Below are 25,966 nucleotides of genomic sequence, written 5' to 3'. Positions count from 1 at the left end.
GGTCGGCGCGAGCCGGCGCTCTTCGGACCATGCCCATGGGCAACACCAATCTCCCCCAGTTCGGCGCCGCCGGCACCGACAACAGCCGCGACACCTTGTCCGGTACCGAACAACTGACCGACCGGCAACGCAAGCAGTCCCGTTCGGCTGCCGGCAGTACCGAGCCGCCACCGGATTCGGTGCCGGCGCCCGGGCGGTCGCGCGATGCCGCCCATCAGCGGGGCGTCGACCGCAAGGGCGAACCCGAACCCGGCACGGCACCGGCCATCGACGACCCGCGCGCTTACGTGGGGCACCACAACACGGGCCACTCGCCCTCCGACGCTACCTGACCACTGGAGCAAGCCATGTCCAACGATCGACTCCGTAACGATCGACCGCAGAACGATCGACCGCAGCACCACGCGCAACCTGGCGAGCGCGGGCAAGGCGGCGACGGCCTCCACGCCGATGCCGTGACGACGCCCGCGCCGCAAGGCGGCCTCGGCGGGCTAAGCGGCACCGGCCAGGCCACGCCACACCACGGTCTGCAACCGCCCGGCGGCAAGGCCGCATTGAATCCGCCGGTGGGCGGCTCGGTGCCCGCGTCCGGCGTCGGAGCGAGCTACCAGGTCGGCGGTACCCGACAGGACCGCGCGCAGAAGGACGCCGAGCGCAAGGCTGACGAAGCCGGCCGCTCACCCGCCGACAGCCGTGGCGCCGCCGATCCGGCGCCCGGTTCTGCGCCCGATTCGAAAGGGCGGAACCCGTAGTGCGCCACCCTCGATACATCCGCGCAGGAGCCCCAGCGCGCAGGAGCCCCAGATGAACGACAACGCCCGTAACGACCACGATCGCAGAACCGCCGGCGAAAACGTGCAAAGCCAGGGCGGCATCGGCCCCAAGGCTGCCTCGGCAGTTGGCGAAAACGTGAACCCGCACGCGGGCTCGCCGCGCGGCGCGGTCTCCGTCCCCGGTCCCTCGCTGGACGAAGGCGGCGAGCGTACACGCGACAACCGCGCGCACCACGGTTTGACCGGTGACGACGGCCGGCACCAGGCGACCGACAGTTCCGGCACACCGCCGTCGGCGCAACCGGGCACCGGTACCGACCTGGGCGCTCAGGGCGACCAGCGCCGCCACGCGATTCCCGGCGATCCCGCCGAACGCGCCACTGGCGCCGACACCCCGAACGAAGGCGGTATCGCCGGTTCGCGCGGCGGCCCGAAAAACGCACCGGAGCGCGTGCCGGGACAAGACCGCGACTCCGATGCCACCACCGGCGGCAGCCAGAGCGGCAACGACCCGCAGCGCGATCAGCAGATCTGATCCCGACCCACGAATATCGGCCGGCGTGGTGCAAGCGGTAGCCGCAGGATGCGAAGACGCCCTCGACACGCTGCGCGCGCCCGCCCTTGGAACGCCGTGGAATTCCTGCAAGCCCACAAAGAAAAGGGCTCGCATCGCTGCGAGCCCTTCTCATGCATGGTGGCCGGGGACGGAATCGAACCGCCGACACGGGGATTTTCAATCCCCTGCTCTACCAACTGAGCTACCCGGCCGGAAACCTGGAACCATGGGCGAACCGTGCGGTTGCCAATGATGCGTGGGAGCCGCGCATTAGACCGAATGCGCGGGTTTTCGTCAAGACTCCGTGTCGGACGGGACGAAGCCGGGCGGCATGGCGGACTCGCCGCCGAACAGGAATTTCTCCATTTCCCCGCTCAGGTACTTGCGCGCTTCGGCGTCGAGCGGGTTGAGCCGGTACTCGTTGATGAGGATGGTCTGGCGCGCCAGCCATTGCTGCCACGCGGGCTTGGATATCTCGGCGTAGATGCGCTGGCCCAGCGGGCCGGGCCAGGGGGCGAAGTCGAGGCCTTCGGCGTCGGCGTCGAGCTTGGCGCAGTGAATGGTACGGGTCATGGGGTTTCCTGAAAGCTTCGCGGAATTTTGCGGGAGTGCGCTGCGTTGCGCCCTGATCGGCATCAAGCGCATCGCGCACGGATGCGCGTCTACGCGGTGTTCTGCAGCAGGGTGCGAACCGGTGCCGGCAGGCCGAGCGCGGCCAATTCGGTGGCGCTGCACCAGCGCAGGTCGGGATTATCGGCGACGGCGGCGTGCGCTGTCGTCCGATCGAACAATAGCGGTTCGATCGCGAGGCGGTAGTGGCTGAAGACGTGGGTGAAGGGGGACAGGGCCTGGGCGTCGTCGATCCGTGCGTGCCGTTGCGCGAGGCGCCAGGCGTCGTCGGTGCTGGCGGCTTCGGGCAGGCTCCACAGGCCAGACCAGACGCCTTGCGGGCCGCGCCGTTCCAGCAGCACGCGGCCATCGTGGTCGCGCAGCACCAGCATCACGGTGGCGCGGGTGGGCAGGGCTTTCGACGGTTTGCGGCTGGGTAGCTGCGCGGTGAGGTTGTCGCGGTAGGCAACGCAGTCGCCGGCCAGTGGGCAGGCGTCGCAGCGCGGGCGCGAGCGCACGCAGAGCGTGGCGCCCAGATCCATGATGGCTTGCGTGTAATCCGCCAGCCGCGTGGTGGGCGTGTGGCTTTCGGCGTGCTGCCACAGCAGCTTTTCCACTGCGCTCTGGCCGGGGTGGCCGTGGATGCCGTGGTAGCGGGTCAGTACGCGTTTCACGTTGCCGTCGAGGATCGCGAAGCGCAGGCCATGGGCTTGCGCCAGGATCGCGCCGGCGGTGGAGCGGCCGATGCCGGGCAGGGCGCTGAGGGTGGCAAAATCGCGCGGCAGATCGCCGCCGTGCTGATCGACGCAGATCTGCGCGGCACGGTGCAGGAAGCGCGCGCGGCGGTAATAGCCAAGGCCGGACCACAGTGCCAGCACGGTGTCTTCGTCCGCGGTGGCCAGGTCGCGCAGCGTGGGCAAGGCCTCGGTGAAGCGCTGGAAATAACCGATGACGGTGGCGACCTGGGTCTGCTGCAGCATGATTTCCGACAGCCACACGCGGTAGGCATCGCGGCCCTGAGCATCGCCCGACTGCCATGGCAGATCCTTGCGGCCATGCAGGTCGAACCAGCGCAGCAGGCGCGCCGCGACGGTCGGCGCGCGCCGGGTCGTGCTGTGGGTCACCTGGAAACCGCCGGCTTTTTTCCCTGCACGGGGGCGGGTGACGCCGGAGCGGCGGCGCTGGCCGTCGCGGGCACTTCGTCACCGGCACGCAATGTGAGGCCTTCGATGGTGATGCCACCCATGTCGATTTTCGCGATGTCGGCGTGGCCGCTTCCCGGCGGTACGGTCAGCTGGGTGTTGTCGCCGCTGCCCACGTGGCCCCACCAGCGCGCCAGCGCGAGCGGTGGCAGCCGCAGGTCGGCGTGGTTGTCGGGGCCGTCGAGCTTCAGCGAAAGCAGCAGCGGTTTGCTCTGGTCGGCGGGGGTCAACGCCAGCGAAATCGCGTATTGCCCGGCCGTCGCATGGTCGAGTGTTCCGGTGAGGCTGGCGGCCGCATCGGCGGCGCCATGCCAGCGTGCGCTACCGGCCAGTTGCATGTGGGTGGCGGCGCCTTGCGAGAGATACAGGGCGATGTTTTCCAGTTGCAGCGCGTTGCCCTGGATGCGCGGCGTGGCGGAGAGGCGCAGCTGAAGCGGCATGCCGTCGGCGGTGTTGGCGGAGACGCTGAGCGGAAACGGCACGCCGGACGCGAGGCTGCCCGCTTCCAGCGAAAGATTGCCCAGCAGCAACTGATCGCCGCGCACCACGCTGCCGTGATCGATGCTGACGCCGGTGTCGATGCGCGGGATGTCCGGCGGCGTGTCCTGGCCGCGCGCGGGCAGCGCGTTGATCCAGGCTTGCAGTGCATCCAGATCCACGCGGGGCGAGTTGATCTCCAGCCGGGTGATGACCGTGGGGCCGCCGAGCAGGGTGCGCCAGGGCAGTGCCAGCCGCCCGCCGGAGGCCAGCAGGATGGGGCGGTTGGCCCCTTGCGCATTGATGGTGATGCCGTGCAGGTCCAGCGCCGGGCGCGGGAACAGCGATGGACTGGCCGGGCGCGAAAGGTTGAGCTCCAGCCCTGCGTTGGCGGCCTGGTTCTGCAGCATCGCGGTGAAGCGGTCCGGTTGCAGCAGGAAATAGACCGACCCCGCCAGCAGCAGCAACGCCGCCAGGGCGGTGGCGCCGACGATCGCAAGTATTCGTCGCAACCGTGGGCTCATCGCTCAGCCTCGCGCCGCCAAGGTCGCCGCCATCCGCACGTGGCGCTGGCTGCTCCGGATGGACGCCGGCTCAATCACGACCGAGGCTGGCCGGCAGCAGGCCGTCGACATAGGCCTGGGCGTCGAAGGTGCGCAGGTCGGTGGCACTTTCGCCCAGCCCGACGAAGCGGATGGGCAACCCGAACTCGCGCGCCAGGGCAAACACCACGCCGCCCTTGGCGGTGCCATCGAGCTTGGTCACCACCAGGCCGGTGACGCCCACGATCTCGCGGAACTGGCGCACCTGGTTGACCGCGTTCTGGCCGGTGGTGCCGTCGATCACCATCAGCACCTCGTGCGGCGCCTCGGCGTCGATCTTCTTCAGCACGCGGGCGATCTTGCCCAGTTCGTCCATCAAGCCGCCCTGGGTATGCAGCCGGCCGGCGGTGTCGGCGATGAGCACGTCGGCGCCGCGTGAACGCGCTGCCTGCAGGGCGTCGAAGATCACGCTGGCCGCGTCGGCATCCTGGCCTTGCGAGATGACCGGCACCCGGTTGCGCTCGCCCCAGGTTTTCAGTTGCTCCACCGCCGCTGCGCGGAAGGTGTCGCCAGCGGCCAGCATCACCGCGTGCCGCTCGTCGCTCCAGCGCCGCGCCAGCTTGCCGATGGTGGTGGTCTTGCCGGCGCCGTTGATGCCCACCACCAGCACCACGAAGGGCTGCCTGCCCGATACCTGCAGCGGTTTCTCGACGGGCTGCAACAGCGCGACCAGCGCCTGGCGCAGCGCGTCGAGCAGCGCTGGCGCATCGGCGAATTCGCGCTTGTGCATGCGCTTGCGCAGGGCTTCCACCAGCGCGGTACTGGCTTCAACGCCCACGTCAGCGGTGATCAGCGTGGTTTCCAGCTCATCCAGCAGGTCGTCGTCGAGCTTGGGGTTGCGCACGAACAAGGTGCCGAGGCTGCGGGCGAACGCGTTGCCCGCCAGGCGCTCGCGCCAGCCGCGTCTGGCCGGCGCCTCGGCGCTGGCGGCCACGGCCGTTTCCGCGGCGGGAGCTTGTTCGTGGGGTGTGGGCGCCTCGGTCAGCGCCACCGGCAAACCCTGCGGGGGGCTTTCGGGGGCGGCGACATCGGCCTTGGTGTCGAGCTGCGGCTCCTGCGCGTCCTCCGTTGTGGCCGATGCGGTTTCGGTCGGCTTTTTCTTCCAGAATTTGAGCATTGCGGGCGCGATTCAAAGACAATGGGCGGCATGCTATCACCCCAACCTGTACTGCCCGCTGAGGATGTTTCGGCCGTCCCGCGTGCCCGCCGCGGCGATGGGTGGTGCTTGTGAGCACCGCCCGGCACGGCGCTCCCGGCCGCATCCGCATCATCGGCGGCAGCCTGCGCAATTCGCGGCTCGATGTGGCGGACATGCCGGGCCTGCGACCCACGGCCGAGCGGCTGCGGGAGACCCTGTTCAACTGGCTGGCGCCCATCATCAGCGGGGCGCGCGTGCTGGATCTGTGCGCGGGTACGGGCGCGCTGGGCATCGAGGCCTTGTCGCGCGGTGCGGCCAGCGTGCAGTTCGTCGAGCGCGAGGCGCGGGTGGCGCGGGCGATCGAGCAGAATCTCGCCCGGCTCAAGCAGGCTGATGGCGCGGTGGCGGCAATGGATGCGGAGGCTTTCCTGCGCGGGGCAGGGCGGCCGCACGATCTGGTCCTGCTGGACCCGCCGTTTGCGTTGGGGTTGTGGAAAGCGCTGGCGCAGCAGCTGGAACAAGGTGGCTGGCTGGCCACGGCGGCATTGATCTACGTGGAATCGCCGCGGACGGTGACGCTGACCCTGCCGCCGAACTGGCAACTGCAACGGGAGAGCCATGCCGGCGATGCGCGCGGGGCGCTCTATCGGCGCACCTGACCGGCATGCCGCGGCTGGGCGGAGCGGGCGCGTCGCGCCATGCCGCCGGTGCATCCGTTAAGCTAGGGCCCCTGGCGGTTTCCCCGTCCAGGCTCCAGGGCCCTGGCCTTCATTCACTGGCGTTGTTGAACTCGTGAACAAACCTTTGGGCAATCCGCGTCTGGCTGTCTACCCAGGCACGTTCGATCCGATCACCAATGGCCATGCCGACCTGGTGTCGCGCGCCGCCACGTTGTTCGATCACGTGGTGGTGGCGGTGGCCGACAGCTCCAGCAAGGGGCCGGTTTTCAGCATCGCCGAGCGCATCACCCTGGCGCGGCTGGCGCTGGCCGATCTGCCGAACGTGGAAGTGTGCGGCTTTGACTGCCTGCTGGCCACTTTCGTGCAGGACATTGGCGCCGGCGTGATCATCCGCGGTTTGCGCGCGGTGTCGGATTTCGAATACGAATTCCAGCTGGCCAGCATGAATCGCCATCTGATTCCGCAGGCCGAGACGCTGTTCCTGACGCCGGCCGAGCAATACAGTTTCATTTCCTCCTCGCTGGTGCGCGAGATCGGCCGCCTCGGCGGCGAGATTTCCGGTTTCGTGCATCCGGCGGTACAACAGGCCATGCGCCAGCGCTGGCAGAAGAGCCGCACCGGCTCAAACAACCAACCCGAAAAAGAAGGTGACCACCATGCGTAAGTTCGCTCTCCTCGCCGCCGTCGCACTGGCCGCTGCTTTGACCCTGTCCGCTTGCGGCAAGCATGAGGACGAGCAGCAGGCCGCCTCCGCCCAGGCGGCCCAGGCAACCCGTCCCACCGACAAGAGCGACGCCGAAGGCTGGAACAAGTACCTGGTGCAATTGCTGCAGAAGAACCTGCAGGGCATGAGCGCGTCGCAGCCGTATGCCTACCTGGTCACCGCCGGCGACACCGACGAGGCCAAGGCGCAGAACGAACGCCAGCTGTCCACCGTGCAGGACACCGTGGCGCGCGGCGTGCTGCCGGGCAACCTGCTGGCCTTTGCCGGCCCGGATTCGGCCAAGACCGCCGACCTGGTCGTGACCGCCTTCACCGGCGCCAGGGCTGGCTCGTTCAAGGACGTGATCGTGCTGTTCATCGGTGACCAGGCCGACCAGCAGCGGGTGGAAGAGGCGATCAAGCCCACCGGCGCCACCTTCCGTTTCGTGCAGATGTAAATACCGGGAGTGAGTGGTGAGGAGCGAGGTGCGGGGGTAAAGCCGGATAGGCGGCGGCTCTTGCTTTCTCACTCTTCTTCACTCACTCCTCGCTTGCCATCATGTCCCTGAAAATCCTCGACACCTGCGTCAATTGCGATGTTTGCGAACCGGCCTGCCCCAACAAGGCGATCTCGCTGGGCGAACAGTTCTACGTGATCGACCCGGCCTTGTGCACCGAGTGCGTGGGCCACCACGACGAACCGCAGTGCATGGTGGTCTGCCCGGTCGAGTGCATCATCATCGACCCTGAGCACATCGAGTCGCATGATCAACTCGATCTCAAGTATCGCCAGCTGATGGCGATGGAGCCTGCCGCATGATTTTTTCGCGTTGGTCCGCGCTGCCGGGACGCGCCTTTCTGGCCAGCCTGCTGTTCACCTGCGGCGTGGCGCTGGCCGCCGATGGCGCGCCCCGAACGGCGCCGGCGAAAACCCCGGTGGTGGCGCAACCGGCCCAGCACCCGGGGCATTCCGCCGTCGCCAGCGCGAATTTCCTGGCGACCGATGCGGGGCTGGAGATCCTGTCCAAGGGTGGCAACGCGTTCGATGCCGCGGTGGCGGTGGCGTCCACCCTGTCGGTGGTGGAGCCGGAAAGTTCGGGCATCGGCGGCGGCTTCATGGCCGTGCTGCACCGGGCGAAGGATGGCCACAACGTTTTCATCGACGCGCGCGAGACGGCGCCCGCGGCCGTCGACCCCAAGGATTACCTCAACCCCGACGGCACGCCCAACCGCGATGCGGCCTTGAAGGGCCCGCTTTCGGCGGGCATTCCCGGCGAGCCGGCCGGTCTGGTGCTGATCGCCGAACGTTATGGAAAGCTGTCGCTGGCCCAGTCGCTGGCGCCTGCGATCCGGCTGGCCCGCGACGGCTTCAAGCCTGACCCGCGGCTGCGCGAGGCGATCGCGGGGCAGCAGAAGGATTTGCGGCGCTGGCCCGCTTCGGCGGCCAAATTCCTGCCCGATGGCAAGCCGCCGGTGGAAGGAAAGCTGTGGCGCGACCCTGACCAAGCGAAGACGCTGGAAGCGATTGCCGCGCATGGCAACGACGGCTTCTATCGCGGCCCGACGGCGAAGAAACTGGTGGACGCGGTGCGCGCCGCCGGTGGCAACTGGAGCCTGGCCGATCTTGAAAGCTACCAGGCCAAGGAACGCGAGCCGATCAGCGTCGATTACCGCGGGTATCGCATCATCACGGCGCCGCCGCCGTCGTCCGGCGGCGTGGCGATCGCCGAGATCCTCAACATCCTTTCCGGCTTCGAGCTGGACAAGCTCGACCAGGCCCATCGCGTGCACCTGATCGTGGAAGCGATGCGCCGTGCGTTCCGCGACCACAACGATTACCTGGGCGACCCGGACTTCGTGAAGATGCCGCTGGACATGCTGCTGTCGCCGTTCTACGCGGATGGCCTGCGCCAGAGCATCCTGCCGGGCAAGGCCACGCCGTCGTCGATGCTGCCGCACGAAACCGTCCGCGATCCGGGCATGCACACCACGCATTTCTCGATCATCGACAAGGACGGCAACATGGCCGCGGTGACCTCCACCGTGAACTACGTGCTGGGCTCCACCTTCGTGGCCGAAGGCACCGGCGTGCTGCTGAACGACGAGATGGACGACTTCGCGCTGGTGCCGGACAAGCCGAACGTCTACGGCCTGCTGGGCAGCGCGGCGAACGCGCCGAAGGGCGGCAAGAGGATGCTGTCGTCGATGTCGCCGAGCCTGGTGATCGGCGCCGATCGCAGCGCGGTGATCGGTTCGCCCGGCGGTTCCACCATCATCACCCAGGTGCTGGAAGGCATCCTGCATTTCATCGACGGCGAAAGCGCGCAGCAGATCGTGGCGCACAAGCGTTTCCATCACCAGTTCCTGCCCGACGTGGTGGACGTGGAGCCGGGCATGTTCGACAAGGCGACCAGCGCCGACCTCACCGCGATGGGTTACACCTTGAACGACCGCAAGCCGTGGGGCTTCATGAACGTGGTGACCTGGGACCATAGGACCAACAAGCTCGATGCCGCCAGCGATCCGCGCCGGCCCTCCGGGTCCGGCAAGGTGCGGTAGGCGCAGGTGGCCTGGTTGTGACAGGGCGCGCGGTCGCGGCGGTGCCATCTCCGGCAATCTGGTTGGCGATCGTCCCGTGACGCGGCAGTGGAGTATCAAGTTGTGAAGGAACCGGTCCCGCCCGCAGGCAATATCACCGCCACAGGCGTCCGGGTGCGCGTGGTTCATCGACGTGCGCGCCGGGGATGGTTCCGTCAGCTCGTTCCGCATCGGGCGCCGGGCTGATGCTGCCGGCGTGGGACGACGCCATGCGTGGGCGCCTGTTGCGGCTGGTGGGTGCGCTGCTGTTGCTGGCCGGCATTGGCTGGGCCGCGACCACCGAGCGCGGCATCATCACCTATCGCGAAGCGATGAACCGCCATGGCGGGCAGCTGGTGGATCTGGGCGCATCCGCCCTGCCGCAAGCGGGCCAGGCCGGTTATCTCGCGCGGTTGAGCGGGGTGCCGCGGGTGGTGGTGGCGCCGCGTGATCCGGAGTTCAACCTGCGCCGGGATACGCCCGTGCTGATCCGCCACGTGGAAATGTTCCAGTGGCGCGAGGTTCGCTTCGGCGGCAATACCGACTACGAATTGGACTGGGTGGATCAGCCGGTCGATTCCAGCAAGTTCGAGCGACCGGCTGGACATGCCAACCCGGGCGCGTTTCCGATCGCCGCACGCCAGTTCGACGCCGACCGGGTGCAATTGGGTGGTTTCGCGCTGGACCGCAGCCTCCTCCATGCGCTGCCTGGCGTGCAGCGGGTGGAGCCGGACGTGAAGTCATTGCCGGCCAATCTCGCGGCCACCTTCGTGCCGTACAACGGCTATCTCGTGACCAGCGCCAACCCCGGCGACCCGCATCGCGGTGATTTGCGGGTGAGCTGGGAGGAGGTTCCGCTGCAGCTGGTGACCGTGGTGGCGCGCATCGATGGCGATCGCCTGGTGCCCGCGACGAAGACCACCGACGGCAAGGGCTTTGCAGTGGAAGTGGGTGATCGTTCGCTGCTGGACATGTTCCCCGGCCTGCCCGAGCCACCCACGTTCATCTACCTGTGGCGGGTGCTTGCCGTGTTTCTTGCCGCGCTGGGTGCCTACCTGATGCTGTCAGGGCACCGCGGGATCCAGCGTGATTTTCCGCTGTCGCTGGCGGTGGGCACGCTGGTGGTCAGCGCCACGGCAACGGTGCTGTGGCTGGGCAGCGACACGCTCCCCATGCTGTGCTGGCTGCTGGTGGCGCTGCTGAGCGTGCTGGCGACGATCTGGTATTTGCGGCATACCAGTTGAGCGTCGGGATCGGGGATTTGCAGGAGCGACTTCAGTTGCGATGCTCTTTCTTCGAGGCTCCAGAGCAAGGGCATCGCGACTGAAGTCGCTCCCACAGGCGTTCGACCTGGATCAGTTCTCGGTCTGGCCGTTGGCGCTGGCGTAGACCTGGTCGGCCCACTGTGCGGCTTCGAGATAGATGGTGGCCATGCGCTGGATGCGCTGCGGCTGCGCGTGTTCGCTGGTCATCTTGCCGGCTTCCCACGCCAGGATCTGGTCCAGCAGCGGCCCGAACGGACCGGCGCGGCGGGTCAGCGCGTCGCTGATTTCCGGCACCAGGCGCAGGTGGGTGAGCAGGAACTCCATCGGCGCGCACATCAGCGTGTCCAGCAGTGAGAACAGGCCCACGGTGAAGGCCATTTCCTCGTGGCCGTGCGGCATGCCGCCGGCCAGCTTCTCGCACATGTGGGCGCGGATCAGGGCGGCGCGCAGCAGCTCGGGCGGCCTATCGTCCATGCTGCACAACGACATCGTGTCGATCCAGTTGCGCATGCGGGTGACGCCGAAGAAGATCGCCGCCTGCTGCACCGACTTCAGTTGCCGCGGCAATGCGAAGTAGGCGGAGTTGACGCAGCTGAGCAGCTTGTAGCTGAGCACCGCGTCGTCGCGGATGATGTTGCCCAGCTCCACCGGGCCCGGATTGTTTTCCTGCAGCGCGCGCATCAGGCGCAGCATGCTCAGTCGGCTGGCGGTGAGCACCGGCACGGCGACCGGTTGCGGAATCAGCAGATAGCGGCCCTGGATGGCCTGCAGCGGCAGTTCGAGGCAACGCTCGTAAGTAGTGTGATCGTTGACCTGGTCGGCAACCACCCAGATGCCGCGGGCGTGCAGCAGTTCGGTGCGCTGGCGCAATACCTCGGGCGACAGCAGGCTGGCGTCCAATCGAACGAACTGCACGATCTGCATCAGCGATTCGATCGCCAGGCTGCCATCCAGCTCCAGGTCGCCGGCATCGAGCATCAGCTGGCAGCCGCGCTGCGACATCAGTTGCAGGCGCTTCATCAGCGGGGTGTTGTCGGCAACCTGCGGCTGCAGCAGCAGGCCGATGCGCGGCTGGTGCAGCAGCACGTCGGAATCTTCCGGCAGCAGTTCGGTGGGCAGGTTGAGGAAGGCGCGATTGCCGCGGACCAGCCGGGTGAGCGCGCCGTCGGTCAGCGTGGAAAGTACGCGTTGCAGCAGGGTCTGTTCGTCGTCCGGCTCGCGATGGAAGGTGATTTCGTAGGCAAACAACTGCCGCTCACGATCCAGCATGGGTACGCGCAATACCGGTAGCGGGGTGGTCATCGCTATGGGCAGGGGGATGTTGGCGGCGTCGGGCAAAGCAGACATAGGGAGAGAGCCGTTCGGGGAAACGTCGAGTTTGCTCATGCTTCTTCAATCGCGATAAATACGAAAATACGTGCGGTACGTTCTTGCGACAGGGGCGACACAGTCTGCGATGAAGCGGACTGCATCATGGTCAGGCCTGTGCCAGCACTTGCGATCGGAGGCTGCCGCGGAGTCCGCCGGTGGGGCCATACAGGCCGGTTTCGCCGGCGTGTCCGGTCAGTACGGACAGGGCCTGGCGTACCTGGCCAAGGCGCTGGTTCACGGCGCGGCCGTTGCTCTGGTTGAGTTGCTGGCAGCGGCGCAGGGCCAGCAGCACCTGTGACCAGGTGGCGTCCAGCCTGGCCGCGGCGGCGGGCGCTTCGCGACTCAACTGTTGCCGCTCCGCATCGAGCTGCTCCAGTTGCAGCATGAGCTTCTGCTTGCTGGCGCCGGCTTCACCGAGCGCATCGCTGTTGCCGGCATTCAAGGCCGTGCGCTCGTTCTCCAGCACCTGCGTCAACTGGGTGATGGCCTGCTGCATGTCGCTGAGTACGGCACCCAGTGCGTCGCTCAGTTCGCCCTGCAGCGGCCGGTTCATACGGCACCCGCGCCGATCTGGCGCTCGAACGACAACATGCGGTCCGCGATCCGGCCGGCGTCGATCTGGTAACTGCCGCTGGCCAGTGCCTCGCGGATCTGTTCGACCCGCTTGGTGTCGATGGCGGACGACGTGTCCAGACGCGCGGCTTCCTGCAGTGCCCGGGCCGAATCGGTCAACTTGAGTTGATCGTCCGACTTGGGCGTGACGGCGGCACTGCTGTCGGCGGCGGCGGTAGTGGATACCGATGCATTCCCGGTGGCGCCGGTTGCCTGGGGAAAATTCGGCAAACCATTGTTTTGAATGGAAGTGGTCATCGATCCTTCTCGCTGCAATATGAACCCTGTGTCTGACAAATCGGCCGGACCGGGGGAAACTTTAGTGGTGGTCGACACGCATCAGGGCAGGGCGGTGACCACGCCGGGCGCGCTGACCATGGCGTCGACGATCTTGCCGGAGTTTTCGTTGCGGACACGCAGGCGGGCGCCATTGTCGCCGCTGCCCAGTGCCACACCGTCGGCACGGACCTCAATGCTACCGAGCCGGGCTACTACCTGTACATGGTCGCCCGCGCGCACCATGCGTCGTCCGCCCAGTGCGCCGGGGCTCAGCACGGTGTCTTTTGGCAGTGCCCGCGACAGGGTGCGGCCAGCCACCTGTTGCAGGTTTTCCACGTAGCCATAACCCAGGCGGGTGATGTCGCGCTCCTCCGTCCGCACGTCGGCCAGGCTGAGGCCGTCGCCGCGTTGCAAGGCGTGGCTGCTCACCAGCACGGTCCGGAACAGCTCCAGTTTCACCGGCACCCGCACGCTCCAGTTGCGCGGCTGCGTGCATTGCACCTGCACGCTCATGTGTGAGGGCGGGGTGGCGCGGTCGGGCACGGTGGCGATCAGCGGTTGCGCGCAGTCGTCCAGCTTCAACCGCAGGTCGAGTGCTTCGGTGTGTACCACGACGCGGTTGCCGGGCATTGCGTAGTGTTCACGCACGGCCTGCTCGGCGGCGGCCCGTATGGCCTCGGGCGACTGGGCCGCCCACGCGGGAGCGGCGCAGATGCCTGCCCACGACAACGCACACCACATGGCGGCGTGCCGGAGGCGGGAACCTGGCGCGTCTCGCTTCATGCTTCCGCCAGCAGCGTGCCCAACTGGGTCAGCAATGCCTCGCGTCCGGCTTCCAGTTGTTGCGACAGCTGCGAGGCTTCCTCCAACTGGCCGTCGCAGACCAGGGTGATGAAGCGCTGGCTCTGTTCGCACAGCAGGGTGCCGCTTTCGTCGAGTGCCGCGCTGGCCGGTTTGCCCGGGTGCTTGGCGGTCAGTCGACGGACGGTGCGGTTCAGGGAATGGGTGTCGAACCAGCGTCGGTCCAGCGCGCTGGGGTCGAGCAGGGCCAGTTCCATGGCCTGGCGCAGGCTTGCGGCGCTCTCGCGCACAGTCAGGCTGAGGCTTGCCGCGTCGTTGCCGCTTTCGCTTTCCAGCCAGTCCAGGCCCAGCCGGTGCGCCAGCAGCGCGGCGCGGTTGAGGGATTCGGCCTGCCGCCGCGCCTCGATGCCGCGGCGCTGCAGCGCGCCGAGGGCTGCCTGGGCCGTGGTGGCGCGCGCATGTTGCGCGTCATGGTTTTGCAGCACGCCGGCCACGCGGCCGTGGGCCGTGCGCAGTGCTTCGCCGCCATCGTGCAGGGCGGTGGTGGCCTGGCCGACGCCGGTTTGCGCGCGCTCCAATTGCTGCAGGCCGTGCTGCACGTCGCCGTCCAGTTGCAGCGAGAAATCACCGATGGAGCCGGTAACGGTCTCGATCTCGGTAGTGGTCAGCGTGGTTTTTTCCGCCAGCTGCTTCACCTCGTCGGCGACCACGGCAAAGCCGCGGCCCGCCTCGCCGGCACGGGCGGCCTCGATGGCGGCGTTCAGCGCCACCAGGTTGGTCTGGTGGGCGATTTCCTGCACCACGCCGGTGAGCTTGCGGATCTGCGCCACCTGTTCGGCCAGCCGGCTCTGGTTGCGGTTCATCGCCGACAGCGCGCTGCGCAGCAGGCGCAACTGGCCGTCCAGCTCACTGACGCTGCCTTCGCCGGCCTGTCCGGCCTTGGCGGCCAGGTCCAGGTCGGTGCCGATCTGGCGCAGTGCCGTCGAGATCCCGGCGCTGCCATCCGTCAAGCGATCGACGCTGCCGCGGCTTTCGGTGGCGGCCTTGTCCAGCGCGCTCTGTTCGCGCGAAAGCTGCTGCACCGCGGCCAGCACCAGGCTTTGCTGCTCCATGGCCTGCAGCGCGACCGCCGCCGGCGGCTGGCTGGCGGCACGGGCCAGCAGCGGCGCGATCACCCGCGCGGTGCGCGGATACTTGCGTCGCAACGCCGCGACCTGCGCCTCGTCGCCAGCGGCGGCTGCCTGCACCAGGGCGGTGAGGTGCGAGTTCCAAATCAAGCTCATGGGCAAACGGTGACCTTTGGATAGGCGAGGGTGCTATGGATGGATCGTCAGTTGATGTCGAAACTTGAGCAAGCAAGTCACATGCCACCTTATCTGTTGTGCGCGGCACAGGGCACTGCCTCAAGTGCGCGGCGGTGTGGCCGATAGATTCAACTGGAACCGCGCAGTGCGGTTGGGCGTCGAGGAATCTGCATGAGCGGCACGCTACTGGACACGGTGGAACGGCATACCCGGCTGGCCGGGCACAACCGGGTGGCGATGCTGCTGTTCACGCTGGGCGACCAGCAACTGTTCGGCATCAATGTGTTCAAGGTGCGCGAGGTGCTGCGCCGGCCGCCGCTGGAACGCATGCACGGTGTGCATGAATTGCTGGCCGGCAGCTGCGATTACCGCGGCCAGACCATTCCGGTGATCGACCTGGCCGCGGCGCTGGGCTATGCGCCGTTGCGCGACGTGGATTCGGCCCACCTGATGGTCACCGAGTTCAGCCGCTCGATGCAGGGTTTCCTGGTGTCCGACCTGCAGCGCATGGTGCATTGCGACGGCGAGTCGCTGGTGGCGCCGTCTGGCGCGCTGGGGTTTGGCGCGCGGGTGAATGCGGTGACCCGCATCGACGGCGCACTGATGGCGGTGATCGACGTGGAGCATGTGCTGGCCAGCATCGACTCGGGCCCGGCCGAGCTTTCGGCGCAGATGCAGCGCATTTCCGACGACACCATGCTGAGCCCGCGACGGATCATGGTGGTGGACGATTCGGTGATCGCCCGGCGCCGGCTGGTGGCCCTGTTCAAGCAGATGAATATCGAATGCGTGGTGGCGCAGGACGGCCGCGAGGCGCTGGAAAAGCTGCTGGAATTGGCCGATGCGGACGCCGACGAAGGCGTGAAGCTGGTCGTATCCGATATCGAGATGCCGCGGCTGGACGGTTACGCGCTGACCCGCGCCATCCGCGAAACCCCCTCGCTGCGCCAGCTGAAAGTGGTGCTGCACAGCTCGCTCAGCGGACTGTTCAACGAGGCGATGGTGAAAGAGGTGAATGCCGACCGCTTCGTGGCCAAGTTCCAGCCTGATCTGCTGGCCAAGGCGGTGCTCGACCTGTTGCCGGAGCACGAAGAGGCGTAGCAAGAGCGCCCTCTTCCGCCCTGTCGGGCACCTTCTCCCGCAAGCGGGAGAAGGGAATGGCTGGCGCTTGCGACGCTTTCCCTTCTCCCGCTTTGCGGGAGAAGGTGCCCGTCAGGGCGGATGAGGGCGCTTTTACCCAGCGTCAACAAACCGTCTCCACTCCCGCGTCTTCTTTCCGACGCTCCGCCGGAAAGCGCGCAAACCCAGTCCTAGCAAGGCTTCCACCGCGGTGGCATGCAATTTGCCTCCTGCTCCGTGCGGCAACAGCACGCGGAGCGAAACGATGAGCCTGATCCCCGACAACCTGTTTGGCATTCATACCCGGGCCCTGGACCTGTGGCAGAACCGTACCGAGGTGCTGGCCAACAACCTGGCCAATGCGGACACGCCGGGGTTCCAGGCGCGCGACATCGATTTCCGCAAGGTGCTGGCCGCGGCCAGTGACAGCGCGGGTGCGGCGGGCAACGTTGCGTTGCAGGCGCCCACACCGGGACAGATCGGACCTGGACAGACCGGCGCCGGTTCGACGACGGCCGCCGCCACGCAGCTGTCCTGGCGCAATCCCACCCAACCCAGCATGGACGGCAACACCGTCGACGAGCAGGTCGAGCAGGCCGCCTTTGCCGCCAATGGCGTGCACTACCAGGCGAGCCTTTCCTTCATCACCGCGCAGATCCGCATGTTGCGCACCGCCATCGAGGGCCAGGGCTGATGTCTCTTTTCTCCATCTTCAATGTGGCCGGCTCCGGCATGGCCGCGCAATCGACCCGGCTCAACACCGTGGCCAGCAACCTTGCCAACGCCGACAGCGTGGCCAGCACGCCGGAAGCGGCCTATCGCTCGCGCCAGCCGCTGTTTGCGGCGGTGCAGAAGCAACTCGGCAGCCAGGCGGTCGACAACGGCCAGGGCGTGCAGGTGCTTGGCGTCACCGAGAGCCAGGCGGCTATCCCTAGTCGCTACGAACCGGGCAACCCGCTGGCCAATGCCGACGGCTATGTCTTCTCCAGCAACGTCAACCCGGTGGACGAGCTGGTCAACATGATTTCCGCCTCGCGTTCGTACCAGAACAACGTCGAGGTGATGAATTCCACCCGCCAGCTGATGCAGAAGACGCTGGACCTGGGCAAGTGATGCATACCCTTTCGAGGCAGATGACATGAGCGACATGAACATCAACGGTGTGGGTTCGGCGGCGGGTACGGCGGCGTCCGGCAGCAAGGACAAGGCGCTCAGCCAGTCCGATTTCCTGAGCCTGCTGGTGCAGCAGATGCGCAACCAGGACCCGACCCAGCCGATGGATTCATCGCAGATGGTCAGCCAGCTGGCGCAGATCGGCCAGGTGTCGGCGACCCAGTCGCTGAAGACATCGTTCGACGCGCTCAGCCTGTCGATGCAGGGCAACCAGTTGCTGCAGGCCAGCAGCATGGTGGGCCGCAATGTCAGCGTTCCGTCGCAAGCGGGGCAACTGCGCGACGGTGGCCTGGACGGCGCGGTGAACGTACCCGAGGGCGAGAAAACCGTGCTGGTGCAGATCACCGACGCCGACGGCAACGTGCTGCGCACGATGAATCTCGGTAACCCCACGTCGGGCCTGGTGCCGTTCCATTGGGATGGCAAGAGCGACGACGGCACGGTACTGGCCAACGGCACGTACGGTCTGAAAGCGCAGGCGGGCAACACCGCGGTGGCGACCTACGTGAGCGGCAAGGTGGCTGGCGTGGGCATGACCGGCGCCGATGGCGCCTATCTGGATGTGGACGGTTTTGGTGGGGTCCTGCTGAGTCAGGTCGCGCAGATCAACTGACGGCCCCACGGGGCTACAACACTTAAGGAATTTCCCGATGGCTTTCAATATCGCACTGAGCGGCCTCAACGCGGCATCCGCCGATCTCGAGGTCACCGCCAACAATATCGCCAACACCGCCACCGCCGGCTTCAAGGGCTCGCGCGGCCAGTTCGCCGAGCTGTTCAACGCTTCCGGTCCCAACCTCAGCGCCACCCAGGTGGGTAGCGGCGTGCGGCTGACCAATGTCGCCCAGCAGTTCACTGCCGGCAGCATCGAGACCACCGACAACAGCCTGGATTTCGCGATCAGCGGCGAGGGCTTTTTCACGCTGAAGGACGGCAAGGGCTACTCCTACACCCGCGCCGGCGCGTTCCAGAAAGATGCCAACGGCTTCGTCACCAACGCCACCGGCCAGCGCCTGCAGATCTTCCCGGCCAACGCCAACGGCAGCTTCGACAACAGCACGCTGAGCGACCTGCAACTGCTTACGTCGCAGAACGCGGCCAAGGCCACCAGCAACGTGCAGATGTCGCTGAACCTGCCCTCGGACGCCACCGCACCCGCGACGGCATTCGACCCCACCGACGCCACCAGCTTCAATCAGTCCACCCCGTTCACCGTCTACGACTCGCTCGGCGCCACCCATAGCGGCACCGTGTATTTCGTGAAGGACGCGGCGGCCAACGTGTGGAATACGCGCTTGTACGTCGATGGCGTGGACACCGGCGCCACCCAGCAGCTGACGTTCAACAGCAGCGGTGCGCTGGTCACCCCGGCCAACGGCCAGCTGGCTTTCCCGGCGGTAACCGTGAGCCCCGGTTCCAACCCGATGCAGCTGAACCTGGACATGGCCAAGGCCACCCAGTTCGGCAACACCTACGCGGCCAGCGCGATCAATCCGGATGGTTACCCCACCGGCATCCTGTCCAGCATCGACGTATCCGCCGAGGGCGTGGTGCAGGCGAAATATTCCAACGGCCAGACCACCTCGCTGGGCCAGCTGGCGCTGGCGCAGTTCTCCAATCAGCAGGGACTGCGCCAGCTGAACAACACCAACTGGTCGGCCTCCTACGACTCCGGCACGCCGGTGATGGGCGCGGCCGGCAACGGTACCTATGGCGTGGTGCAGTCCGGCGCGCTGGAAGCCTCCAACACCTCCGACCTCACCGCGCAGCTGGTCAACATGATCAAGGCGCAACGCAACTACCAGGCCAATGCGCAGGTGATCCAGGCCGACAACAAGTTGACCCAGACCATCATCAACATCGGCAACTGAGCCCCGGCCTCCCGCTGACCCACGGAACCTGACCCATGGACCATTCCCTCTATGTAGCCATGACCGGCGCCACGCAGATGATGCGGGCGCAGTCGGAGGTGGCGCACAACCTCGCCAACGCCGACACGGTCGGTTTCAAGGCGCAGATGTCCGCGTTCCAGCCACTGGCGGTGCAGGGGCAGGGCCTGCCCACGCGTGTCAACGGCGTGGCCTACGGGCAGGGCGTCGACATGCGCCAGGGCGGCCAGATCGACACCGGCCGCGAACTGGACGTGGCGGTGCAGGGCGAGGGCTGGATCGCGGTGCAGGCACCCGACGGCAGCGAGGCCTACACCCGCGCCGGCAGCCTGCAACTCACCGCCGATGGCCTGCTCACCGATGACCGCGGCAACCCGGTGATGGGTGACGGCGGACCGATCACCGTGCCGCAAAGCACGCAGATGACGATCGGTTCCGACGGCACGCTGTCGGTGGTGCCGATGGGCCAGACGCCCGAAACCATCGCCGCGATCGGCCGCCTCAAGCTGGTCAATCCCGGCGTGGATCAACTGCAGCAGGGCACCGACGGCCTGATGCACCTGGTCGGTGGCGGCAACGCCCCCACGGACCCGACGGTCACCCTGAAGTCGGGCGCGCTGGAGTCGAGCAACGTCAACCCGTCCGAGACGCTGGTGCAGATGATCCAGCTGTCGCGCCAGTACGAATTGCAGATTCGCTCGATCAAGAGCGCCGACGAAAACGCGCAGTCAGCCTCGCGGCTGCTGCAGATGGCCTGATTACTTTCACATAGACACCCAGACGTCCAAACGGAGTCAATGACATGTTCTCTTCCCTGTGGGTAGCCAAGACCGGCCTCGATGCGCAGCAAACGCGCATGGACGTGATTTCCAACAACCTGGCCAACGCCAACACCACCGGCTACAAGAGCGCCCGCGCCTCGTTCCAGGACCTGGTCTACCAGAACCTGCGCCAGCCGGGCGGCCAGACCACCGAGCAGACCCAGGCGCCCTCGGGCCTGATGCTTGGCACCGGCGTGCGCGTGGTCGGCAGCGAGAAGCTGTTCACCCAGGGCAACATCGAGCAGACCGGCAACGCGCTTGACGTGGCCATCCAGGGCCGCGGCTTCCTGCAGGTGACGATGCCCGACGGCACCATCGCCTACACCCGCGACGGCTCGCTGCACCAGGATGAGAACGGCCAGATCGTCACCGCCAACGGCTATTCCATCGACCCGCCGATCAGCATCCCGGCCAACGCGCAAAGCATCACCATCGGCAGCGACGGCACCGTCAGCGTGAGCCTGGCCGGCCAGGCCGCCACCCAGCAGATCGGCACCGTGCAGCTGGCCGACTTCATCAACCCGGCCGGCCTGCAACCCAACGGCGACAACCTTTATCTCGAAACCGCCTCCAGCGGCTCGCCGCAGATCGGCCAGCCCGGGCTCAACGGGCTGGGCACGCTGGAGTCGGGCGCACTGGAAAGCTCCAACGTCAACGTGGTCGAGCAGATGGTCAACATGATCCAGACCCAGCGCACCTACGAAATGAATTCCAAGGCCGTGTCGGCTGCCGACTCGATGCTGCAGTACCTGACCAACAAACTCTGAGTGATGCCGTGATGTTCACCCGCTGCCGAATCCTGACCGCTCTTTGCGCCCTGGCCCTGCTGGCCGGTTGCGCCGGTGGCCCCACCGCGCGCGACGACGCACAATGGGCGCCCACGCCGCCGCCCGCGCAGCCGACGGTGGCGCAGGCGGACGGGTCGATCTATCACGACCAGCAGAACATGGAGCTGTTCACCGACCCGCGCGCGCACCGCGTCGGCGACATCCTCACGGTGGCGCTGGTGGAAAGCACCCAGGCCAGCAAGAAGGCCACCACCACCACCAGCAAGAGCGACAAGGCGAACATCGCCTCGCCCACCGTCCTCGGCCATGCGTTGTCGATCGGCGGCAAGGTGGCGGACATCGGACTGGATGGCGAGCGCACCTTCGACGGCGCCGGCTCCAGCACGCAAAGCAACCAGCTGGTGGGGCAGCTCACCGTCACCGTGGCGCAGCGCCTCACCAATGGCAATCTGCTGATACGCGGCGAAAAGTGGCTGACCATCAACCAGGGCCAGGAGCTGGTACGCATCTCCGGCATCGTGCGCCCGCAAGACATCGGCCAGGACAACGTGGTGCCTTCCACCCGCGTCGCCGACGCCCGCATCAGCTACACCGGCCGCGGCACGCTGGCCGACGCCAACACGCGCGGCTGGCTGTCGCGGTTTTTCAATTCCAAGTGGATGCCTTTCTAATGAAAACTCATATATCCACTTGCTCCACGCTTGCGGAAAGGCACGAAGGCACGAACCCGCCCGGCACCTTCGCCCCCTCTCCCCCCCGGGGAGAGGGTTGGGGAGAGGGTGCCCCAAGCACCCTCACCTCCACCTACCACACTCTTTCCAAGTTCACCCAACATCTCATCCGGCCCGCTCGCGCTCCTGCTCCCTCCCCTGCTCGCAGGGGATGGTTGGGGAGGGGTGCTCTTGATCTTGCCCTCGCTCTTGGTCAGCAGATCAAAAGCTTCACCCCCTCCCAGCCTCCCCCTGCACGCAGGGGGAGGAGCCTGATGCTCGCCGCGCTGGTGCTTGTGGCCGGCTTCATCACCCCCGCCCACGCCGACAAGATCCGCGACCTGGCCCAGGTCGCCGGCGTGCGCAGCAACCAGTTGATCGGCTACGGCCTGGTCGTGGGCCTCGACGGCTCGGGCGACCAGACCACCCAGGCCCCCTTCACCACGCAAAGCCTGGAAAACATGCTGCAGCAGTTCGGCATCACCGTGCCGGCGAATGCGCGGCCGCAGTTGAAGAACGCGGCCGCGGTGATGGTGACGGCGGAGTTGCCGCCGTTCGCCAAGCCCGGTCAGGCGATCGACGTCACCGTGGCCTCGATCGGCAACGCCAAGAGCATCCGCGGCGGCCAGCTGCTGATGACACCGCTGCGCGGCGCCGACGGCAATGTCTACGCGATCGGGCAGGGCAGCGTGGTGGTGGGTGGCATCAGCGCGCAGGGCAAGAGCGGTTCCAGCGTGCAGGTGAACATTTCCGCCAGTGGGCGCATTCCCAATGGCGCCTCGGTGGAGCGCACCGTGCCCTCGTCGTTCTCCGGCGGCGGCAATTTGACGCTGAACCTCAACACCGCCGATTTCACCACGGCCGCGCGCATCGCCACGGCGATCAACCAGGCCTACGGCGCCGGTACCGCGCAGGCAATCGATGGCGGTTCGGTATCCGTGCGCGGGCCGCAGGATCCGTCGCAGAAAGTGGCCTGGATGGGTGCGATCCAGAGTCTCGAAGTGCAGCCCGGCGATGCGCCGGCGCGGGTGGTGGTCAACTCGCGCACCGGCACCGTGGTGATCGGCTCCGACGTGCGGGTGAGTGCGGCGGCCGTATCGCACGGCGCCATCCAGGTGACCATCGGTGAGCAGGCGCTGGTCAGCCAGCCGGCACCGTTCAGCAAGGGCCAGACCGCGATCGTGCCCAGCAGCAACGTGCAGGTCAGCGAGGATGGTGGCCACATGTTCAAGTTCGGCCCGGGCGTGAGCCTGGACACCATCGTGCGCGCCGTGAACCAAGTGGGCGCCGCGCCCAGCGACCTGATCTCGATCCTGCAGGCGTTGAAGCAGGCTGGCGCGCTTCATGCAGAGCTCGTGGTGATTTGATCACACCGTCAAGATCATGACAGCCATCAACCCCAACAATCCCGCCCTCGATACCTGGACCGAAATGTCCGGCTTCCAGCAGCTGCGCGCGCAGGCGCGCAGCGATGGAGGCAAGGCGGCGTTGCCGGCGGTGGCCAAGCAGTTCGAGTCGATCTTTACCCAGATGATGTTGAAGTCGATGCGCGACGCCAACGCCTCGATCGGCGAAGGCATGGGCGACAGCAAGGCCGGCGATTCCTACCGCGACATGTTCGACCAGCAGCTGTCGTTGACCCTGGCCAATGGCCGCAACGGCCTGGGTATCGCGAAGATGCTGATCCGCCAGCTGGGTGGAAAGCCCGATGCCGCCACGGCCACGCCGACCGCCGCCGACCTGGCCGCCACGCAGGCGTTGAGTGCAAGTGCGCCGAGTGCAAAGGTCGCGCGCGACGTCAGCGAGGTGATGAACGCCAACGTGCGTGCGCTGCTGCAACTGGGCAGCGATGCCGACAACGACGGCGCCTCCAGCGGCATGCCGTCTGTCACCGACACCAACCCCGGCTGGCGCGACACGCTGGACAAGCTGGCCCAGGGCGCCGCGAACGTGGCCGGCACCGCCGCCCGCTTGCTGCCCGGTGGCGACCCGGTGAATTTCGTGCGCGCGCTGGCGCCGCATGCCGCCGCGGCCGCGCAGAAGCTCGGTGTCTCCACCCGTGCGCTGCTGGCGCAGGCTGCGCTGGAAACCGGCTGGGGCAAGCATTTGCCCAAAGGCGGCGACGGCAGCAGCAGCAACAACCTGTTCGGCATCAAGGCCGGCAGCAGCTGGGACGGCGACAAGGTCACCGTACCCACGCTGGAGTATGAAAACGGCGTCGCCATACGCAAGCGCGACCAGTTCCGCGCCTACGATTCGCCGTCCGATTCGTTCGCCGACTACGCCCGCCTGATCAGCGACAGTCCGCGTTACGCCCGCGCCCTGGGGCAGGGCGAAAACATCGCCGGCTTCGCCCACGCGCTGGTGCGCGGCGGCTACGCCACCGATCCGTCGTACGCGCAAAAGATCACCGCCATCGCCAACAGCCCGCAGATGCGCGAGGCGATGGCGGCGCTGCACCTCGAAGGGGTAGCGCAATGAACCGGCCCATCGCATCTGTAGGAGCGCACCCTGTGGGAGCGGCTTCGGCCGCGATGCTTCTGTCGTTCCCGTGGAAAGGCATCGCGACTGAAGTCGCTCCTACAGCTATCGCATCTCTCGCCGTTAATGGTGGCGTGCGTTGCCGTGTATCCGGCACACCGAGGAAGATCCATGGTTGACATGCTCAACACCGGCGTCTCCGGCCTGCTCGCCGCCCAGGTTGGGCTGAGCACCGTCGGCCACAACGTGGCGAACGTCAACACCAACGGTTACAGCCGCCAGCAGGTGTCGTTCGGTACCGCACTGCCGCAGGGCGTGGGCGGCTATTTCATCGGCGCCGGCGTCAACACGGTGGCGGTGCAGCGCGCGTACAGCCAGTTCCTCAACACCTCGCTGTGGTCGGCTACCTCCAGCTCCGGCCGCGCCAACACCATGGCCAGCCTCACCGGCCAGATCAACAACCAGTTGTCCGGCAGCAGCAACCTGCAGACCTCGCTGGACAGCTTTTTCGGCGCGGTCAACGACGCCGCCAATGCACCGTCGGATACCGCCTCGCGCCAGGTGTTGCTGGCACGCGCCGGCGGGTTGGTGAGCACGTTCCAGTCGCTGTCCGGCCAGTTCAACCAGCTCTCCAGCCAGGTGCAGCAACAGATCGGCGACGCCGTCAATTCGATCAACAGCTACAGCGACTCGATCGCCAAATTGAACGGCCTGATCCGCTCGTCCGTGGCCACCGGTGGCACGCCGCCTTCGGACCTGCTCGACAAGCGCGACGCCCTGGTGAAGGACCTGGCGGCACAGGTGGGCGTCACGGTGGTGCCGCAGAACGACAACACCATCAGCGTGTTCGTGGGCAACGGCCAGTCGCTGGTGTCGGGCACGCAATCGTACGCATTGGCCACCGCACCGAACGTCTACGACGCCACCCGCCAGGAAGTGGTGGGCGCGGCCTCGGGCAGCGTGCTGAGCGGCCGCATCAGCGGCGGTGCCCTGGGCGCCTTGATGGATTTTCGCAGCAGCGTGCTGGACCCGGCGCAGACCCAGTTGGGCCGCACCGCGCAGGCACTGGCCAGCGCCTTCAACGCCCAGCATATGCAAGGCGTGGATCTGAACGGCGACGTGGGCGGCCAGTTTTTCAGTGTGGCCGGCCCCACCGCGCAGGCAGCCAGCAGCAACAGCGGCACTGGCAACGTGGACGCCAGCATCAGCGACATCAGCAAGCTCACCGGCGCCGACTACACCCTCAGCTATACCGGTGGTGCCTGGTCGCTGCGCGACACCAATGGCAGCAGCGTGGCGATGGGCGGCACCGGCACCGCCGCCGATCCGTTCACGGCAGCCGGACTGAGCATGGTGGTGCCGGCCGGCGCCGCTGCCGGCGACAGTTTCCGCATCCAGCCCAGCCGCAATGCGGCCGCCAGTTTCGCCGTGGTGATCAACAACCCGGACAAGATTGCCGCCGCCGCGCCGCTGGCGATCAGCAACGGCATCAACAACACCGGTACCGCCACGGCCAGCGCCAGCCTCGATGGCGGCGCGCTCAGCGGTGGAGTCGTGCAGTTCACCTCCGCCACCACGTACACCGTGGACGGTGGCGCCGTACAAACCTACACGCCGGGGCAGCCGATCAACGCCAACGGCTGGAACCTGCAACTCAGCGGCACGCCTCAGAACGGCGACAGTTTCACCCTGACGCCAAACAGCAACGCGCAGGGCGACAACACCAACGCGCTGATGCTGGGCAAGGTGGCCAACCTGGGTGTGCTCAACGGCGGCGTCACCAGCGTGGGCGGTGCCTACAGCCAGCTGGTGGGCCAGGTCGGCAGCGCGGGTGCCGTGGCCGACGACGAGCAGATCACGCAAAAGGCCGTCTACGACCAGGCGTTCGGTTCGCAGCAAAGCGTGTCGGGCGTGAACCTGGACGAAGAGGCCGCCAGCCTCCTGCGCTACCAGCAGGCCTACCAGGCGTCGGCGCAGGTGATCACCACCGCCAACAGCATGTTCACCGCGCTGCTCAGCGCCGTGCAGGGGTAAGCC

General features: G+C 67.1%; 29 protein-coding genes and 1 tRNA gene. 20 read left to right on the top strand and 10 right to left on the bottom strand.

Going from position 1 to position 25,966, the window contains the following annotated elements; all coding sequences use genetic code 11:
• The first annotated feature begins 35 nt into the window (after nt 1–35).
• From UU9_RS02400 to UU9_RS02390, 3 genes are read left to right on the top strand one after another with little or no spacing between them, the layout of a single operon-like run.
• On the top strand, nt 36–332 hold the full coding sequence (locus UU9_RS02400; RefSeq protein ID WP_007080120.1) for a hypothetical protein: 297 nt from the start codon (nt 36–38) through the stop codon (nt 330–332).
• 15 nt (nt 333–347) lie between these two features.
• On the top strand, nt 348–752 hold the full coding sequence (locus tag UU9_RS02395) for a hypothetical protein (protein ID WP_007080119.1): 405 nt from the start codon (nt 348–350) through the stop codon (nt 750–752).
• Nucleotides 753–804: 52 nt separating this feature from the next.
• Nucleotides 805–1,308 carry a hypothetical protein gene (locus UU9_RS02390; protein ID WP_007080118.1) on the top strand — a complete coding sequence of 168 codons (504 nt, stop codon included), beginning with the start codon at nt 805–807 and terminating at the stop codon, nt 1,306–1,308.
• 157 nt (nt 1,309–1,465) lie between these two features.
• Here UU9_RS02390 and UU9_RS02385 read toward each other — a convergent pair.
• The 5 genes from UU9_RS02385 to ftsY all read right to left on the bottom strand — a co-directional run bounded on the left by UU9_RS02385 (nt 1,466) and on the right by ftsY (nt 5,336).
• Nucleotides 1,466–1,541 (bottom strand) — tRNA-Phe (locus UU9_RS02385).
• Nucleotides 1,542–1,623: 82 nt separating this feature from the next.
• Nucleotides 1,624–1,902 (bottom strand): oxidative damage protection protein, encoded by a 279-nt coding sequence (locus UU9_RS02380; RefSeq protein ID WP_007080117.1) that lies wholly within the window; start codon nt 1,900–1,902, stop codon nt 1,624–1,626.
• Nucleotides 1,903–1,991: 89 nt separating this feature from the next.
• Nucleotides 1,992–3,062, bottom strand: a complete 1,071-nt coding sequence (gene mutY / locus UU9_RS02375) for an A/G-specific adenine glycosylase (protein ID WP_007080116.1) — start codon at nt 3,060–3,062, stop codon at nt 1,992–1,994.
• The gene (locus UU9_RS02370) at nt 3,059–4,141 is read right to left on the bottom strand and encodes an AsmA family protein (protein ID WP_040670039.1); all 1,083 of its coding nucleotides are present in this window, start codon (nt 4,139–4,141) and stop codon (nt 3,059–3,061) included. The genes mutY and UU9_RS02370 overlap by 4 nt, the downstream gene beginning before the upstream one ends.
• Nucleotides 4,142–4,211: 70 nt before the next feature.
• Nucleotides 4,212–5,336 carry a signal recognition particle-docking protein FtsY gene (gene ftsY, locus UU9_RS02365; protein WP_007080114.1) on the bottom strand — a complete coding sequence of 375 codons (1,125 nt, stop codon included), beginning with the start codon at nt 5,334–5,336 and terminating at the stop codon, nt 4,212–4,214.
• Nucleotides 5,337–5,437: 101 nt separating this feature from the next.
• On the opposite strand from ftsY, the gene rsmD reads away from it, so the two are divergent.
• The 6 genes from rsmD (at nt 5,438) to UU9_RS02335 (ending at nt 10,560) form a co-directional block, all read left to right on the top strand.
• Nucleotides 5,438–6,016, top strand: a complete 579-nt coding sequence (gene rsmD / locus UU9_RS02360; protein WP_007080113.1) for a 16S rRNA (guanine(966)-N(2))-methyltransferase RsmD — start codon at nt 5,438–5,440, stop codon at nt 6,014–6,016.
• A gap of 145 nt (nt 6,017–6,161) precedes the next feature.
• Nucleotides 6,162–6,701 carry a pantetheine-phosphate adenylyltransferase gene (gene coaD, locus UU9_RS02355; protein ID WP_007080112.1) on the top strand — a complete coding sequence of 180 codons (540 nt, stop codon included), beginning with the start codon at nt 6,162–6,164 and terminating at the stop codon, nt 6,699–6,701.
• On the top strand, nt 6,694–7,197 hold the full coding sequence (locus UU9_RS02350; RefSeq protein ID WP_040670037.1) for a hypothetical protein: 504 nt from the start codon (nt 6,694–6,696) through the stop codon (nt 7,195–7,197). The genes coaD and UU9_RS02350 overlap by 8 nt, the downstream gene beginning before the upstream one ends.
• Before the next feature lie 101 nt (nt 7,198–7,298).
• Entirely contained in the window at nt 7,299–7,559 is a 261-nt protein-coding gene (locus UU9_RS02345; RefSeq protein ID WP_007080110.1) for a YfhL family 4Fe-4S dicluster ferredoxin, read from the top strand.
• Nucleotides 7,556–9,298, top strand: coding sequence for a gamma-glutamyltransferase (gene ggt, locus UU9_RS02340; RefSeq protein ID WP_007080109.1), 1,743 nt, complete (start codon nt 7,556–7,558; stop codon nt 9,296–9,298). The genes UU9_RS02345 and ggt overlap by 4 nt, the downstream gene beginning before the upstream one ends.
• Before the next feature lie 224 nt (nt 9,299–9,522).
• A complete protein-coding gene (locus tag UU9_RS02335; protein ID WP_007080108.1) occupies nt 9,523–10,560 on the top strand; it encodes a TMEM43 family protein in 1,038 nt (345 codons plus the stop codon).
• Between the two features lie 111 nt (nt 10,561–10,671).
• Here UU9_RS02335 and UU9_RS02330 read toward each other — a convergent pair whose 3' ends face one another.
• The 5 genes from UU9_RS02330 to UU9_RS02310 form a co-directional block, all read right to left on the bottom strand.
• Complete coding sequence (locus UU9_RS02330; protein WP_050982360.1) at nt 10,672–11,928, bottom strand: EAL and HDOD domain-containing protein; 1,257 nt, start codon at nt 11,926–11,928, stop codon at nt 10,672–10,674.
• A gap of 130 nt (nt 11,929–12,058) precedes the next feature.
• On the bottom strand, nt 12,059–12,505 hold the full coding sequence (locus tag UU9_RS02325) for a flagella synthesis protein FlgN (protein ID WP_007080106.1): 447 nt from the start codon (nt 12,503–12,505) through the stop codon (nt 12,059–12,061).
• A complete protein-coding gene (gene flgM, locus UU9_RS02320) occupies nt 12,502–12,822 on the bottom strand; it encodes a flagellar biosynthesis anti-sigma factor FlgM (protein ID WP_007080105.1) in 321 nt (106 codons plus the stop codon). The genes UU9_RS02325 and flgM overlap by 4 nt, the downstream gene beginning before the upstream one ends.
• Before the next feature lie 81 nt (nt 12,823–12,903).
• A complete protein-coding gene (flgA, locus tag UU9_RS02315) occupies nt 12,904–13,584 on the bottom strand; it encodes a flagellar basal body P-ring formation chaperone FlgA (RefSeq protein WP_050982359.1) in 681 nt (226 codons plus the stop codon).
• 38 nt (nt 13,585–13,622) lie between these two features.
• Complete coding sequence (locus tag UU9_RS02310; protein WP_007080103.1) at nt 13,623–14,927, bottom strand: methyl-accepting chemotaxis protein; 1,305 nt, start codon at nt 14,925–14,927, stop codon at nt 13,623–13,625.
• Between the two features lie 192 nt (nt 14,928–15,119).
• Here UU9_RS02310 and UU9_RS02305 point away from each other — a divergent pair, with 192 nt between their 5' ends.
• The 11 genes from UU9_RS02305 to flgK all read left to right on the top strand — a co-directional run bounded on the left by UU9_RS02305 (nt 15,120) and on the right by flgK (nt 25,963).
• Entirely contained in the window at nt 15,120–16,049 is a 930-nt protein-coding gene (locus UU9_RS02305; RefSeq protein WP_007080102.1) for a chemotaxis protein, read from the top strand.
• A gap of 283 nt (nt 16,050–16,332) precedes the next feature.
• On the top strand, nt 16,333–16,761 hold the full coding sequence (gene flgB, locus UU9_RS02300; protein WP_007080101.1) for a flagellar basal body rod protein FlgB: 429 nt from the start codon (nt 16,333–16,335) through the stop codon (nt 16,759–16,761).
• Nucleotides 16,761–17,180 (top strand): flagellar basal body rod protein FlgC, encoded by a 420-nt coding sequence (flgC, locus tag UU9_RS02295; RefSeq protein ID WP_007080100.1) that lies wholly within the window; start codon nt 16,761–16,763, stop codon nt 17,178–17,180. Before flgB ends, flgC begins: the two co-directional genes overlap by 1 nt.
• Nucleotides 17,181–17,205: 25 nt before the next feature.
• Nucleotides 17,206–17,853 carry a flagellar hook assembly protein FlgD gene (locus tag UU9_RS02290; RefSeq protein WP_007080099.1) on the top strand — a complete coding sequence of 216 codons (648 nt, stop codon included), beginning with the start codon at nt 17,206–17,208 and terminating at the stop codon, nt 17,851–17,853.
• 37 nt (nt 17,854–17,890) lie between these two features.
• On the top strand, nt 17,891–19,111 hold the full coding sequence (flgE, locus tag UU9_RS02285; protein WP_007080098.1) for a flagellar hook protein FlgE: 1,221 nt from the start codon (nt 17,891–17,893) through the stop codon (nt 19,109–19,111).
• Nucleotides 19,112–19,146: 35 nt separating this feature from the next.
• Complete coding sequence (flgF, locus tag UU9_RS02280) at nt 19,147–19,887, top strand: flagellar basal-body rod protein FlgF (protein ID WP_007080097.1); 741 nt, start codon at nt 19,147–19,149, stop codon at nt 19,885–19,887.
• 44 nt (nt 19,888–19,931) lie between these two features.
• Entirely contained in the window at nt 19,932–20,717 is a 786-nt protein-coding gene (flgG, locus tag UU9_RS02275) for a flagellar basal-body rod protein FlgG (RefSeq protein WP_007080096.1), read from the top strand.
• An 11-nt stretch (nt 20,718–20,728) separates the two neighbouring features.
• Nucleotides 20,729–21,409 carry a flagellar basal body L-ring protein FlgH gene (gene flgH, locus UU9_RS02270; protein WP_007080095.1) on the top strand — a complete coding sequence of 227 codons (681 nt, stop codon included), beginning with the start codon at nt 20,729–20,731 and terminating at the stop codon, nt 21,407–21,409.
• A gap of 314 nt (nt 21,410–21,723) precedes the next feature.
• Entirely contained in the window at nt 21,724–22,815 is a 1,092-nt protein-coding gene (locus tag UU9_RS02265) for a flagellar basal body P-ring protein FlgI (protein ID WP_007080094.1), read from the top strand.
• Nucleotides 22,816–22,831: 16 nt separating this feature from the next.
• Entirely contained in the window at nt 22,832–23,929 is a 1,098-nt protein-coding gene (flgJ, locus tag UU9_RS02260; RefSeq protein WP_007080093.1) for a flagellar assembly peptidoglycan hydrolase FlgJ, read from the top strand.
• Nucleotides 23,930–24,100: 171 nt separating this feature from the next.
• Nucleotides 24,101–25,963, top strand: coding sequence for a flagellar hook-associated protein FlgK (flgK, locus tag UU9_RS02255; protein WP_007080092.1), 1,863 nt, complete (start codon nt 24,101–24,103; stop codon nt 25,961–25,963).
• Nucleotides 25,964–25,966: the final 3 nt, after the last annotated feature.

This window comes from Rhodanobacter fulvus Jip2 (assembly GCF_000264315.1).
Lineage (GTDB): Bacteria > Pseudomonadota > Gammaproteobacteria > Xanthomonadales > Rhodanobacteraceae > Rhodanobacter > Rhodanobacter fulvus.
This window is presented reverse-complemented; position numbering and strand designations above follow the sequence as displayed.